Source organism: Nocardia salmonicida, from assembly GCF_036142455.1.
Lineage (GTDB): Bacteria > Actinomycetota > Actinomycetes > Mycobacteriales > Mycobacteriaceae > Nocardia > Nocardia salmonicida.
Map to the genome: position 1 here is coordinate 27,899 of NZ_CP108014.1, position 12,204 is coordinate 40,102.

A 12,204-nucleotide genomic window follows, 5' to 3' on the forward strand; every position below is an offset into this window, starting at 1 on the left:
AGTTTGGCTACCCGAACAATATAATTCTGGAATGAGGGTTGGGTTCTACCGTTCGCCGGTGCGACGCCGGGTGCTCGCGGCATGTGTTCTGAGTGCCATGGCGTTCGCGCTCACCGCCTGCGGTGGGATCACTTCCGATGACGACGAGCGGAAGGTGGTCCTCACCACGTTCACGGTGCTCGCCGATATGGCCCGCAATGTGGCGGGCGAGCACCTGCGGGTGGAGTCGATCACCAAGGTCGGGGCCGAGATTCATGGTTACGAGCCGACCCCGGGCGACATCAAGAAGGCGGCCAAGGCCGACCTGATCCTGGACAACGGGCTCAATCTCGAGGCCTGGTTCAACCAGTTCGTCGCCGATCTCGAGGTGCCGCACGCGGTGGTCAGCGAGGGGGTGGCGCCGATGGACATCAGCGAGGACGCCTACCGGGGCAAGCCCAATCCGCACGCCTGGATGTCGCCGGTGAACGCGCAGATCTACGTGGACAACATGGTTCGCGCGTTCACCGATCTCGACCCCGAACACGCCGACGCCTACCGTGCCAACGGTGACGCCTACAAAACGCAGCTCGGCGCGGTGCGCGACGAGCTCGTCGCGGCGGTCAACACCCTGCCCGCCGATCAGCGCGCCCTGGTCACCTGCGAGGGCGCGTTCTCCTACCTCGCTCGTGACGCGGGGCTGACCGAGAAGTACATCTGGCCGGTCAACGCCGAACAGCAGGCCACCCCGCAGCAGATCGGCTCGACCATCGACTTCGTCCGCCAGCGCCGTGTGCCCGCGGTGTTCTGTGAATCGACCGTGTCCGACGCGCCGATGCAACGCGTGGTCGAAGCCTCCGGCTCGCGGTTCGGCGGCGTCCTCTACGTCGACTCGCTCTCCGAAGCCGACGGCCCGGTGCCGACCTATCTGCAGCTGATCCGCCACGACGCCGACACCATCGCGGCCGCACTCGCCGGAGCGTCCAAATGACCGCACCGGTTGTCGAAATCCAGGACGTAACAGTCCATTACGGTGATGTGCTCGCGCTCGACACTGTTGAACTCACCTTGAAATCGGGCCGGGTCTGCGGGCTGATCGGCATGAACGGCTCGGGTAAATCGACGCTGTTCAAGACCGTGATGGGTCTGGTGACGCCCGACCGAGGCCGGGTGCTGATCAACGGTCGCGCCCCGGCGGCCGCGCGCAAGGCGGGCAGTCTCGGATACGTGCCGCAGTCCGAGGACGTGGACTGGAGTTTTCCGCTGTCGGTGCGCGATGTGGTGATGACCGGGCGCTACGGGAAAATGGGGTTCACCCGCCGGGCGAGCAAGGCCGACCGCGCCGCCGTCGACGCGGCGCTGGCCCGCGTCGAGCTCACCGACCTGGCCGACCGGCAGATCGGTCAGCTCTCCGGTGGTCAGAAGAAGCGCACGTTCGTCGCCCGCGGCATCGCCCAGGAAGCCACGATCCTGCTGCTCGACGAGCCGTTCGCCGGTGTCGACAAGCGTTCCGAGGCGACCATCACCGCGCTGTTGCGTGAGCTGGCCGCGGACGGGGCCACGATTCTGGTCTCCACCCACGATCTGCACGCGTTGCCCCAATTGGCCGACGAGGCAGTGCTGTTGAACCGCCGGGTGCTCGAACACGGCGACCCCGATGTGGTGTTGCGTCCGGAGAACCTGGCCAAGGCCTTCGGCCTGGATGTGGACGGAGACCGATGAGCCTCGAGGAATTCTTCATCGACCCGCTGCGCTACGAATTCATGGTGCGCGCGCTGGCCACCACCGTCACGGCGGCGGTGGTGTGCGCGGTGCTGTCGTGCTGGTTGGTGCTGATCGGCTGGTCGCTGATGGGTGACGCGGTGTCGCACGCGGTGCTGCCCGGGGTGGTGCTGGCCTATATCGTCGGCTGGCCGTTCGCCGTCGGCGCGGTGATCTTCGGGTTCCTCGCTGTCGCGTTGATCGGGGTCGTTCGCGATACGAGTCGCGTGAAAGAAGACGCCGCGATCGGCATCGTGTTCACCACCTTGTTCGCGTTCGGCTTGGTGCTGGTGTCGGTGACGCCGAGTCAAACCGACTTGAACCACATCGTTTTCGGCAACCTGCTCGGCGTGAGCCGCGGTGAGATGGTCCAGATCATGATTCTGGCCGCCATCGTCCTGGTCGCCCTTGTCCTCAAACGGCGCGACTTCACCCTCTACGCCTTCGACGCCACCCACGCCCACGCCATCGGCCTCAACCCCCGCGTCCTCGGTACCGCTCTACTCGCCCTGTTGGCGCTGACCTCGGTGGTCGCGCTGCAGGCTGTCGGCGTGGTCCTGGTGGTGGCCATGCTGATCATCCCCGGCGCCACCGCCTACCTGCTCACCGACCGTTTCTCCCGCATGCTCGTGATCGCCCCCACCGTGTCGGTGCTGTGCGCGGTGACCGGCCTCTACATCAGCTACCACCTCGATACCGCTGCGGGCGGCATGGTCGTGGTGACCCAAGGCGTAGCGTTCACCTTCGTCTACCTCTTCGCACCCCGCCACGGCGTGATCGGCCGCCGGATCACCGCCTCGCGCGCCCGCAAGTCGGTGACCACCATCGGGGTGGTCGACTAGGGTCCCGACGGCATCCGATCGGTGTCGGTGTGTGCTGTCAGGATGTAGATCATGAAGGTCACCGGGGACGACGTCCGCGCCTACGTCCTGTCGCTACCTCAGACGACAGAGCAATTCGCCTGGGGCATGCCGATTTTCAAGGTCGCGGGCAAGCTGTTCCTCACCCTCCCCGAGGACGAGACCTCGATGGCGGTCCGCTGCCCGATCCTCGACCGCGACGAACTGGTCCTGGCCGAACCCGACAAATTCTGGATCGCCTCGCACGAGTCCGGTAACCCCTGGGTCCGCGTCCGCCTGGCCTCACTCGACGATCGCGAGGAACTGGAAGCCATAGTCACCGACTCCTGGCGCCAGGCCGCCCCACGGGCCTTGCTGGAGGCGGACCAGTGAGCGCGTGACAGTCCACCGGTCCGCGAGATCGACTACAGCACCGGCGTGATCGTGGCCTCGATCGTCTGGATGGAGTCCACCGGGATGACGAAGGTCTCGGTGATCTCCACGGTGGTCAGGCGGATGTCGCCCACTCCGGTGTCGAGGAGGTAGTGGGTGGTGACCGTGTCGCCGGATTCGGACATGGTGAGGTCGCGAATGCCTCGGATCACGCGGTACTGGAGGCCGTTCTCCAAGTCGGCGCTCAGCTGCGGGCCCGAGTAGCCGGTTTGGAAGCCGACCTCGACGCGGGTGGCGTCGGGGGCGAAGGGGACCGCGCTCGCGTCGTGGGAAACCAGGGCGTCGAGGTAGGCGCGGGCAATGGCCTGACGGGGTGAGTCGGCCGCATTCGGTTCTGCCGCAGCGGTTGCCGTGCCGAGTGCGAGGAAAACGGCGGCCAGAGCCGAAACGTGAGTGATTCTCATGTACAGATGCTGGCGGTCCGGACCGGTAAGTGCAACCGGGAGTGCGCGAGTAGTCGACGTGGCGGCCCGGTAGGGTCGGAACTCCTATGGCACTCAGCGCAACACTGCACAATTTCGCCGTTCAGCTCGCCGATGTGGACCGGGGGGTGTACGAGGATCTCGAATTGCGGGTGGCTCGGCATCCGTCGGAGACGCTGGAATACATGATCACGCGGATCCTCGCGTACTGCCTGCAGTACGAGGAGGGGATCGTCTTCAGCGACGGTGGGATCTCGGCGACCGATGAGCCCGCGGTGCAGGTTCGGGATATGACCGGGCAGACTACCGCGTGGATCGAAGTGGGCGCGCCCGACGCCGATCGTATTCATCGTGGAAGCAAACTCGCAGGTCGTGCGGTGGTTTATACCCATCGTGACCCGGCGAAGGTACTCGCGCAATACGCGGGCAAGAAGATCCACAACGCCGCGCGGATTCCGCTTGTCAGTTTCGATCGCGCGTTCATCGACGAGGCGGCGGCGCTGGTCGATCGTCGTAATACCGCCACCCTCTCGGTCACCGAGGGTGTGCTCTATCTGGACCTCAACGGCACCAGCTTGCGTACCGATGTCACCGAGCAGCCCCTCGGCTGACGCCGGTACGGGGTAGCTTGGCGGGCACCGGCGACGCTCGGCCCGAGCGCTTCGACTGTGCCGGTCTCGTCGTCGAGTGGAGGTCGCGGTGCCCGGTGTGATGAGTCGGTTCGTGATTCCGGGATTCCTGCGGGTCACCCGGCGCAACCGGAACTACATCGATGCCGAGATGGCCACGGCACACGTGCGTGAGCGCGGGCTGCGGCCCGTGGCCTACGGTCCGCCGCGCAAACTCCGTGGTGTGGAGATCTCGGTGGTGCACGAGGGCGGCTGGCCGATCTACACCTTGACCCCGTCGGACGGCATCTCGCGCGGCGGCCTCGTATACGCGCACGGCGGCGGCTGGGTGGGCGAAATCGCTTCGCAACATTGGCAACTCGCGGCCCGCATCGCCGCGCAGACACACCTCGTCGTGACGGTCCCGATCTATCCGCTGATCCCCTTCGGCACCGCGGCGCAGGTGATTCCCCGCTTCGCCGAACTGGTCACGGCGGCCGACAAGCGCTACGGCCCGACTTTCCTCGCGGGCGACTCCGCGGGCGGTCAGATCGCGCTGTCCACCGCGCTGCATCTGCGCGACGCGGGCCATACCGTTCCCCGCACGATTCTGATCTCGCCCGCCCTCGACCTCACCCTCGAAAATCCCGAGATCGACGAGGTGCTCCGGCGTGACCCGTGGCTCGGTCGCGACGGCGGTCTGGTGTTCGGCAGGTTGTGGAGCGGCGAACTATCGATGAAAGATCCCCTGGTCAGCCCGCTGTTCGGCGACCTCGTCGGGCTGGGTCCGCTCACCCTGTTCACCGGAACCGACGACATCCTGAACCCCGATGCCCGCCTGCTGGAGGCGAAGGCGCGCTCGGCGGGCGTCGACCTCGACTACCACGAAGAACCCGGACTCGTGCACGTCTACCCGCTCACGCCCAGCGCCGAAGGTGCGACGGCCCGCCGCCGGATCATCACCATCCTGCGCGCCGAACTGGATGCGGCGCACAGCATCTCGTGAGGGATCTCAACGCTCGGACAGGTGCACCTTGAACAGGATCGTCAGCTGAGTGACCGCCTGGTCGAACGGGTGTGACGACTTGAGCGCGCGGCTGTGCACGATCGTGCCCTCGATGGTGGTGAGCAGGAAACCGGCCAGCGACACCGCGGTGGAGCGTTCGATCCCGGTGGCCACGATCCCGTCGGCCAACCGGGCGGTCCATTCGGCGAAGGCTTGGCCCGCGATCGACTGGACGGCGGGGTCCAGCTCGTCGAGAGCGGCCGCCATCATGAACGAGCCCGCGGCGTAGTCGGACTTTTCCAGCGGAATTCGCCAGAAGGCGAGCAGGTCGGTGAGCCACTGCTGGGCCGAGGGCGCGGTCTGGAGGGCATCGGCCATCGAGCTCACGTGCGAGTACACCAGGCGGGCCACGATCCGTGCCGCTGTCTGCACCAATTCGCCCTTGCCGGAAGGGAAGTGCTGGTACAGCGAGTTGCGCGAGGTCCTGCTGCGCTCGAGCAGCTCACTGAGGGAGGACGCGTGCACACCGTGTTCCTGGACGGTGCTGATCGTGTGCTCGATCAGTCGGGCGCGTGGTCCGGCAGCCATCCGATCTTCTCCTACCCCTTGATTGAACCGATCGGTTCATGTTAGACCTATTTGTACGTGAACCGATCGGTTCATATGGAGAGGATGCCATGCCCACCCCCATTGCCACCGCGGTTCCGGTCACCCACGCGGGAATTCTCGGCCTCGGCGTGTACCGCCCGCGCCGTGTCGTGCCCAATGCCGAGATCGTCGATGCGATCGAGTCGTCGGACGAATGGATCAAGACCCGTTCCGGGATCGCCGCCCGGCATTGGGCCGAGCCCGACGAGACGATCGTCTCGATGAGCGTCGCGGCCGCGCGTGACGCGCTCGCGGCGGCGGGGGTGAGCGCCGAGCAGGTCGATGCGGTGGTGCTCGCGACGTCGTCGCAGATGGTGCTCGGCCCCTCGGCGGGCGCGGTGGTGGCGACCGAACTCGGCATGCACGACACCGCCGCCTTCGACATTTCCGCCGGCTGCGCCGGCTTCTGTTACGCGTTGGCCGATGCGGCGAATCTGGTGCGCTCTGGTCAGGCGCGGCAGGTGCTGGTGATCGGGGTGGAGCGGCTGTCGGATCTGCTCGACACCACCGATCGCGGGTGCGCGTTCATCTTCGCCGACGGCGCCGGTGCGGTCGTCGTCGGCGCGGCCGAACAGGAGGGGATCGGCCCGGTCGCGTGGGGTTCGGACGGCTCGCGGACCTCGGCGATCAAGCAGGACAAGGACTTTCTCGAGTATTTCGCCGAAGTCGCCGCGGCCGAGGCCAGCGGCGGTACTTCGCAACGTCCCTATATTCGGATGAACGGCACCGAGGTATTCCGATGGGCTGTCACGTTCTTGGAGAAAGCCTGTCGTGACGCGCTCGATCACGCGGGGCTCACGGCCGCCGACCTCGACGCTTTCGTCCCGCATCAGGCCAATATCCGCATCACCGACGCGCTGGTCCGCACCCTCGGCCTGCCCGAGAAAGTCGCCGTCGCTCGCGACATCATCGAAACCGGTAATACGAGCGCCGCGTCCATTCCGATGGCCATGGAACAACTCGTGCGCTCCGGCGCCGCCGACCCCGGCGACACGGCGCTACTGCTCGGCTTCGGCGCCGGTCTGGCGTACGCGGGCCAGGTCGTTCATCTGCCCCCGATCGCCTAGTTCACCAGCGCGCGCAGATATCGGCGACGGTAGAAGCGTTGCGCGACAAGAAGTATCGGAAAAGCGAAGCGCCATGGTCCGGTCGGTGCCGGTCTCGTCAGCGAGCGAAGGGTGAGCGAGACGGTGCCGGCTGAATCCCGATGCACGACAAAGGCCTCCTCGCCGCTGACCGGATGGCCGGGCAAGGTGCCGTAGGCGAAGCCGCACCGGTTCTCGGTATCGACCACCGCGACTACGCGAACCGGCTCGTGGACGGAGACAGGTCCCCAGCCCGCGCTGATCCGGTACTTCGCGTCCGTCGACACCGCGACATCGGGAGCGATGCGAAAGCCGCTGCGGCGCTTGATGCCCCACGTTATGACGGCCTCGGACGCGGCGGCCCACGTCGGCTCGCCGTAGCCGATCACCACCGTGGCGTCGAACCGGCGGAATCCGGAGAATTCGCCGGTCCAGATTTCGTCGGCCGGGCTGGTCGCGCCGGCCGGGGCGTAGGTGAGTTCCTCGTGCATGAGGTGACGATAGGTGCCGTCAGGTCGTCATGCGTTCGCCTTCTCGCGCAGCGACCGCTGGGTCACCGGGACCGCGTAGGCCGCGCCGTCGCGGATGCCGAATTCGAAGCGGCAGGGGAACAGTGAGGGTAGGCCGGTCGCGCGTAGGTCGAAGTTCGCGGCGAGGGTTTGCATGGCCCAGTTCTGTAGCGAATCCGGGAGCTGCAGGGTGGTGCCGTCGACGCAGCACACGTAGGCGTGGGTCTGTTCTCCGTCGACGGGCAATGGGTTGCGCAGACCGATCGCGCCGATTTCCAGAATTCGTCCGGCGTTGCGGGAAGTAGCGACGCTCGGCAAATCCAACTCGATGTCGTCCATGCGGAAAACCGTATCGCAGCAACTATTCAGGGAACACCGAAATCGCGTGGTCTTGACGAACTTCGCTGATGTCGCAAATGCGGGAAAGGGCGAGGTCGTCGCGGCGGAGCTCGGCGCGGTGCGCGCCGGGCCCTGCCGCCGCCGTGTCAGCCGATGGCGAAGCGCAGCAACGCCTGACGATCGCCCTGCTTGATCTTGCCCTTGCGGTCGAGGACCTCCAGCTGCCACACCGGACCGTTGCGGAAGGTCCGCGCGATCGCGTTGGCGTTCTCCGCGCCGAGCAGTGACGGCCAGATGTCGGCGACGGGCTGGGAATCGCCGCCGGTGGCGTCGTAGATCTTGAACGAGACGTTGTTGGCCTTCTCGAAAGAGCTGCCCTTCTTGAAGGCGACGGCGACGAAAACGATGGAGTCGATGGCGGGGGGAACATTGCTGAACGTGACGTGCACGGTCTCGTCGTCGCCCGTGGCCGCACCGGTCTGCTCGTCGCCGGTGTGCAGCACCGATCCGTTGGCGAGCGGGTCGAGCGAATCCAGACCGGCGAACCGCACCGGTTCACCACCTTGGAACAGCACGGCGATCAGATCCAGGTCGACACCGCGCTTGCGCCGGGCCATTCCGAGAATTCCACCGCTGGAACCCGCCGACGGATCCCAGCTCACCCCCACGCTCATCTTGGTGATACCGGCGAGATCGGCTGCGCCGTCTTCTTTCTTGAGAGTAATCACGATTTTCAGGCTACGGACTTCGGTCGTCACGTGCAGGGCCGCGAAATCGGTCAGCCGGAATGGGTCGCGAGGTAGACGAGGGCGGTCACCGCCAGGGCTAGCGCGCCGAGGATCCCGCCCGCGATCGTGTCGGCGCGGTTGGTGGCCACCCCGCTCTCGATCCGGTCCCAGCCGACGAACGCGGCGGCCACGGCCCCGATGCCGGCGGGGGCGGCGACGAACTCGCTGACCACGGGAATGAACGAGACCGCGCAGGCGATGATGCCGAGCACCAACGCCGCGAGGCCGGCGCCGTTGCGTGGCGGCGGCAGGGTCTCGGGACCGGGCATGGGATGAGCGTAGCCCTCGGTCACAGCTTCGTCATGGTTGGTCGCGCGGGGGTCGGGTACTCCATGGAAATGACAGCCCTGCGGGGATTCACTCAGAGTCCCGGGTTTCCGGGCTGTGTAGTTCGAAAGGGGATAAGGTTTGTCGATTTCAGGTGACGAATCGAAAAGTCGAAACCCGGACAAAGGTTATGTAGCCCTATTGGGTTGGAGTTTGAACGCGGTCGAGGCGATCGACCGGTTCGACCGACGCTATATCGTAGTCGCGCCCGAATGGGCGGAAAGTTATTGTACCGAGCACGACATTCCATATATCCCCTGGGATTTCGAGCGGCTCAACGACCGTTCGATGGAGATCGCGGAGACCCTGAAGAAAAAGGGGGTCGACGTCGCCATTCCGATCTTCGAGGAGACGGTGGAGTGGGCGGGTGCGATCAATTCCGTACTGCTCGATAATCCTCGGCTGCTCGGGCAGTCCATGCTCCTGCGCGACAAGTCGTTGATGAAACGGCGCGCGCAGCTCGGTGGTATCCGGGTCGGCATCTTCGAAGAGGCGCACGAGCGCGACGATGTGATCCGCTTCCTGAAGCGGGTCAATCAGACCCTGCTGAAGCTCGATGGTGATCCCAACGATCCGATTCACCTCAAGGCCTTCGACAAGGCGGGCTGCCTCGGCCATCGGATCATCCGGACCCCCGACGAGGTCGACACCATCCCCGACGACGAGTTCCCGATGCTGATGGAATCGCATCTGGACGGTTGGGAGTTCGCGGTCGAGGCCTGGGTCCACAACGGCCGCATCTGCTTCCTGAACATCTCGGAGTACGTGACGCTCGGATACTCGGTGTTCGTGCCCGCGACGCCCGAGCTGGAGAAATACCGGCCCGAGATCACTCGGCAGGTCGAAAAGCTGATCAAGACCTTCGACATCGAGTTCGGCTTCATCCATCCGGAGTACTTCGTCACCAGCGACGGGGAAATGTATTTCGGCGAAGTCGCCTACCGGCCGCCGGGTTTCAAGGTGTTCGAGCTGCTGGAACGGACATACGGGTTCAACGCCTATCATGCGCTGGTGCTGGCTTTCGACCCGAAATCCACCGACGAGGAGATCGAAGCGTTCTTCCCGAAGGAAGTGGTCGATGCCACCGGCCACGCGGGATGCTTCGGCGTGTATCCGCGTCGGCGTGTGGTCAGCCGACTGTCGGTGCCGCCCGAGACCGAGGATCACGATTACTTCGAGACGCACGAGCTCACGGCGCCACAAGCCGAAAAGGTCACCAAACGTACCGCATTCGGTAATCACTGGGGTCTGCTCTATTTCTTCGGCGAGGACCCGTACACTCTGCGGGATCTGTTGAAGCGACAAGAAGAGCTCGACTTCTACATTTGATCCGTTGCCAGGGGCAACGGTGTGCGAAGGGATCGGCGATTGAGTCCGGATGGCCACGACGGGACGAGCCTGGACCGGCGCCTCGCCACGATGGACCACGCCACACAGTCCCTCGCGGACGCAGGCGATTTCGGTAAGCAGGTCAAACTGCCCAGGGTGATGGACTCCCTGCGGCGGGTGTTGCTGCTGCCCGGCGGTTGCGCCGCGGTGCGCGAACGTGCCGAGAAATTGGAGACCGCCGGCCTGTTCCTCGGTACGGATTGGGCACAGCCGCAGATCCTCATCCCTGCGCTGAGCACCGGCTCGTTGCGCAGCGCCAATACCGACACCATGGTGTTGGAGGCGGTGAGTGATCTGCGGCTGCTCGCGGTCGCCAAGGGTGATTACCAGCATGCGCTGGTTTCGGCCGAACAGGCCAATGATCATCTGTCGCAGGTGCTCGCGGTGAATCTGTCGCTGCTGTTCTCCCCGCCCAGCGAGGCCGAGCGGGAACAGCAGGGGCGGATGGCGCAGGTCTCGCGCGAGCTGCTGCACTACCTCGTGGCCGAGGTCGGGTACGAGAAGGTGCTCGAGAATCTGGTCGACGAGATCTGGCGCATCCTGCGGCAGCGGCCCATCCAGGTCGACGGGGTGAAGCGGATGATCACCCAGATCGCTGTCGCCCGTGCGAATCCCGATGTCGACCTCGGTGCCAGTGGTCTCGGTGCCGATCGGCTGATCAGCAGCCTCTACGGAACCACCGAGGGGTGCAGGGAAGACCCGGGCGTCGAGATCTACCGCACGCGTCTGGAATCGATGGACGACAGCGCGTTGCAGTACGAGGCAACGGGATTCGCGCGGTCCATGCACGACACCGGACTGGTCTCGCCGTATCACGCTGTGCTGCTGCGGTTTCTGCTCACCAAGGGTGCGTACCTGCTCGGTGAGGCAATGGGCCTGTCCAGCACCGGCCGCGACAGCCTGCTCTGCTATCACGAACTGGTGCACAGCCTCATCGAGCAGGCGGTGCACGCCGAAACCGCGCAGTGCATCTACGGACTCACCTTGATGCTCGAACGCGGCATCCTCTATCAGCCTCCGGTCGCGCCCGCGCTGTGGCGCCAACTGGCGCTACGGCTTTCACCGCACTCGTGCGCACGGCTGACCGCGGTGTTCGGGCCGACACCTGATCCGCGGGCGTGGTTGTTGTCGGGGATGCTGTCGGTGCTGGGTCTGCCGCTGGGGATCGGGCAGGGCGACAACCCGACCTGTCAATCGGCGCGGGCGCTGTCGATGTGGGCCTACAACGATCCGGACTATCTGTTGCAGACGCTGGTGTGGGCCGCGCGCGACGACGAGATCGTCATGCACTTCGAGGGGCAGCCGATTTCCTCGCGCCCGGCCGTCGATGCGGAATCGAGCGCGCTGCAACTGGATCTGGACCCGGTATCGCTGCTGGTGGTTCCGCACCTGGACCGGATCTACGCGGAGATGGGACAGCGCTGTATCGGTCGCGAAGGCGATCCGCATCGCTGGATCAATCCGGAGTTCCACGGCTGGTGGTCCGGGCGCGGCTTCCGGATCAATGTCGACGTGGCCACCGGCCACCTGACCGACCTCGACGAATTCCTGCGCCACTTCTACGCCGGCTACCACCCCTTCTACAACGGCAACCAGCCGGTGATCCATCCGCAGCCCGCCGGTATCGCCGTGACCGACAGCGCGGCCCGCTTCGTCGGGTGGCACGCGATCACCGTGCTCCGGGTCAGTCTCGATCCGCAGGACACGATGCGGGTGTATTTCTACAACCCGAACAACGACAGCGGCCAGGACTGGGGCGACGGGGTGGTCGTCGGAACAGCCGGGCACGGTGAGCGTTTCGGCGAAGCGTCGCTGCCCTTCGAGCAATTCGCCTCGCGCCTCTACATCTTCCATTTCGATCCGCTCGAGCCGGGTGAACTGGCCGCCGTCGAGCGCGCGGAACTGGACCGGGTGATCGGCTACATCCACCGCAGTTGGGGCGCCGACCGCATGCCCGTGGAATCGGGTGCGGCCGAAGAGGATTGATCACAGCCAACGTTCAGAGTCGAACGCTAGGGTGTGGGCGTCGGCGCGCTTCGTGCCGCGATGAT

At 65.5% G+C, this 12,204-nt stretch carries 15 protein-coding genes; 9 read left to right on the plus strand and 6 right to left on the minus strand.

Going from position 1 to position 12,204, the window contains the following annotated elements; translation table 11 throughout:
• Positions 1–31 precede the first annotated feature (31 nt).
• Genes OHS03_RS00125 through OHS03_RS00140 form a run of 4 tightly spaced genes read left to right on the plus strand, consistent with a single transcriptional unit; the run spans position 32 to position 2,972 of the window.
• Entirely contained in the window at positions 32–970 is a 939-nt protein-coding gene (locus OHS03_RS00125) for a metal ABC transporter substrate-binding protein (protein WP_328659770.1), read from the plus strand.
• Complete coding sequence (locus tag OHS03_RS00130) at positions 967–1,701, plus strand: metal ABC transporter ATP-binding protein (protein ID WP_328659772.1); 735 nt, start codon at positions 967–969, stop codon at positions 1,699–1,701. The genes OHS03_RS00125 and OHS03_RS00130 overlap by 4 nt, the downstream gene beginning before the upstream one ends.
• Entirely contained in the window at positions 1,698–2,582 is an 885-nt protein-coding gene (locus tag OHS03_RS00135; protein ID WP_062985031.1) for a metal ABC transporter permease, read from the plus strand. The genes OHS03_RS00130 and OHS03_RS00135 overlap by 4 nt, the downstream gene beginning before the upstream one ends.
• A gap of 51 nt (positions 2,583–2,633) precedes the next feature.
• Positions 2,634–2,972 (plus strand): MmcQ/YjbR family DNA-binding protein, encoded by a 339-nt coding sequence (locus OHS03_RS00140; RefSeq protein WP_062985033.1) that lies wholly within the window; start codon positions 2,634–2,636, stop codon positions 2,970–2,972.
• Positions 2,973–3,004: 32 nt separating this feature from the next.
• On the opposite strand, the gene OHS03_RS00145 is transcribed toward OHS03_RS00140, so the two are convergent.
• Entirely contained in the window at positions 3,005–3,436 is a 432-nt protein-coding gene (locus OHS03_RS00145; protein WP_056821727.1) for a DUF8021 domain-containing protein, read from the minus strand.
• A gap of 86 nt (positions 3,437–3,522) precedes the next feature.
• On the opposite strand from OHS03_RS00145, the gene OHS03_RS00150 reads away from it, so the two are divergent.
• Positions 3,523–4,065 (plus strand): YaeQ family protein, encoded by a 543-nt coding sequence (locus OHS03_RS00150; protein WP_062985035.1) that lies wholly within the window; start codon positions 3,523–3,525, stop codon positions 4,063–4,065.
• A gap of 100 nt (positions 4,066–4,165) precedes the next feature.
• Positions 4,166–5,068 carry an alpha/beta hydrolase fold domain-containing protein gene (locus tag OHS03_RS00155; RefSeq protein ID WP_328659774.1) on the plus strand — a complete coding sequence of 301 codons (903 nt, stop codon included), beginning with the start codon at positions 4,166–4,168 and terminating at the stop codon, positions 5,066–5,068.
• A 6-nt stretch (positions 5,069–5,074) separates the two neighbouring features.
• Here the strand turns inward: OHS03_RS00155 and OHS03_RS00160 are convergent, their stop codons facing one another.
• The gene (locus OHS03_RS00160) at positions 5,075–5,656 is read right to left on the minus strand and encodes a TetR/AcrR family transcriptional regulator (protein ID WP_328659776.1); all 582 of its coding nucleotides are present in this window, start codon (positions 5,654–5,656) and stop codon (positions 5,075–5,077) included.
• 89 nt (positions 5,657–5,745) lie between these two features.
• On the opposite strand from OHS03_RS00160, the gene OHS03_RS00165 reads away from it, so the two are divergent.
• Positions 5,746–6,783 carry a beta-ketoacyl-ACP synthase 3 gene (locus tag OHS03_RS00165; protein ID WP_063003600.1) on the plus strand — a complete coding sequence of 346 codons (1,038 nt, stop codon included), beginning with the start codon at positions 5,746–5,748 and terminating at the stop codon, positions 6,781–6,783.
• On the opposite strand, the gene OHS03_RS00170 is transcribed toward OHS03_RS00165, so the two are convergent.
• From OHS03_RS00170 to OHS03_RS00185, 4 genes are all read right to left on the minus strand, one after another.
• Positions 6,780–7,292, minus strand: coding sequence for a DUF1990 domain-containing protein (locus tag OHS03_RS00170; protein ID WP_328659778.1), 513 nt, complete (start codon positions 7,290–7,292; stop codon positions 6,780–6,782). The two genes, OHS03_RS00165 and OHS03_RS00170, sit on opposite strands and share 4 nt — an antisense overlap.
• Positions 7,293–7,319: 27 nt before the next feature.
• A complete protein-coding gene (locus OHS03_RS00175; protein ID WP_328659780.1) occupies positions 7,320–7,649 on the minus strand; it encodes a hypothetical protein in 330 nt (109 codons plus the stop codon).
• Positions 7,650–7,795: 146 nt separating this feature from the next.
• Positions 7,796–8,377: a TerD family protein gene (locus OHS03_RS00180; RefSeq protein WP_328659781.1), complete on the minus strand. Its 582-nt coding sequence runs from the start codon at positions 8,375–8,377 to the stop codon at positions 7,796–7,798.
• A gap of 50 nt (positions 8,378–8,427) precedes the next feature.
• Complete coding sequence (locus tag OHS03_RS00185) at positions 8,428–8,706, minus strand: hypothetical protein (RefSeq protein ID WP_328659783.1); 279 nt, start codon at positions 8,704–8,706, stop codon at positions 8,428–8,430.
• Positions 8,707–9,052: 346 nt separating this feature from the next.
• Here OHS03_RS00185 and OHS03_RS00190 point away from each other — a divergent pair, with 346 nt between their 5' ends.
• Together OHS03_RS00190 and OHS03_RS00195 are read left to right on the plus strand one after the other, a co-directional pair.
• Entirely contained in the window at positions 9,053–10,093 is a 1,041-nt protein-coding gene (locus OHS03_RS00190; protein ID WP_255284546.1) for an ATP-grasp domain-containing protein, read from the plus strand.
• Between the two features lie 90 nt (positions 10,094–10,183).
• Positions 10,184–12,139: a hypothetical protein gene (locus OHS03_RS00195; RefSeq protein WP_200950525.1), complete on the plus strand. Its 1,956-nt coding sequence runs from the start codon at positions 10,184–10,186 to the stop codon at positions 12,137–12,139.
• Positions 12,140–12,204 lie beyond the last annotated feature (65 nt).

Excerpts from the sequence above, each read along its gene's own strand:
- OHS03_RS00125 (WP_328659770.1), top strand. The coding sequence starts at position 32 with ATGAGGGTTGGGTTCTACCGTTCGCCGGTGCGACGCCGGGTGCTCGCG.
- OHS03_RS00130 (WP_328659772.1), top strand. The coding sequence starts at position 967 with ATGACCGCACCGGTTGTCGAAATCCAGGACGTAACAGTCCATTACGGT.
- OHS03_RS00135 (WP_062985031.1), top strand. The coding sequence starts at position 1,698 with ATGAGCCTCGAGGAATTCTTCATCGACCCGCTGCGCTACGAATTCATG.
- OHS03_RS00140 (WP_062985033.1), top strand. The coding sequence starts at position 2,634 with ATGAAGGTCACCGGGGACGACGTCCGCGCCTACGTCCTGTCGCTACCT.
- OHS03_RS00145 (WP_056821727.1), bottom strand. The coding sequence starts at position 3,436 with ATGAGAATCACTCACGTTTCGGCTCTGGCCGCCGTTTTCCTCGCACTC.
- OHS03_RS00150 (WP_062985035.1), top strand. The coding sequence starts at position 3,523 with ATGGCACTCAGCGCAACACTGCACAATTTCGCCGTTCAGCTCGCCGAT.
- OHS03_RS00155 (WP_328659774.1), top strand. The coding sequence starts at position 4,166 with ATGAGTCGGTTCGTGATTCCGGGATTCCTGCGGGTCACCCGGCGCAAC.
- OHS03_RS00160 (WP_328659776.1), bottom strand. The coding sequence starts at position 5,656 with ATGGCTGCCGGACCACGCGCCCGACTGATCGAGCACACGATCAGCACC.
- OHS03_RS00165 (WP_063003600.1), top strand. The coding sequence starts at position 5,746 with ATGCCCACCCCCATTGCCACCGCGGTTCCGGTCACCCACGCGGGAATT.
- OHS03_RS00170 (WP_328659778.1), bottom strand. The coding sequence starts at position 7,292 with ATGCACGAGGAACTCACCTACGCCCCGGCCGGCGCGACCAGCCCGGCC.
- OHS03_RS00175 (WP_328659780.1), bottom strand. The coding sequence starts at position 7,649 with ATGGACGACATCGAGTTGGATTTGCCGAGCGTCGCTACTTCCCGCAAC.
- OHS03_RS00185 (WP_328659783.1), bottom strand. The coding sequence starts at position 8,706 with ATGCCCGGTCCCGAGACCCTGCCGCCGCCACGCAACGGCGCCGGCCTC.
- OHS03_RS00190 (WP_255284546.1), top strand. The coding sequence starts at position 9,053 with ATGGAGATCGCGGAGACCCTGAAGAAAAAGGGGGTCGACGTCGCCATT.
- OHS03_RS00195 (WP_200950525.1), top strand. The coding sequence starts at position 10,184 with ATGGACCACGCCACACAGTCCCTCGCGGACGCAGGCGATTTCGGTAAG.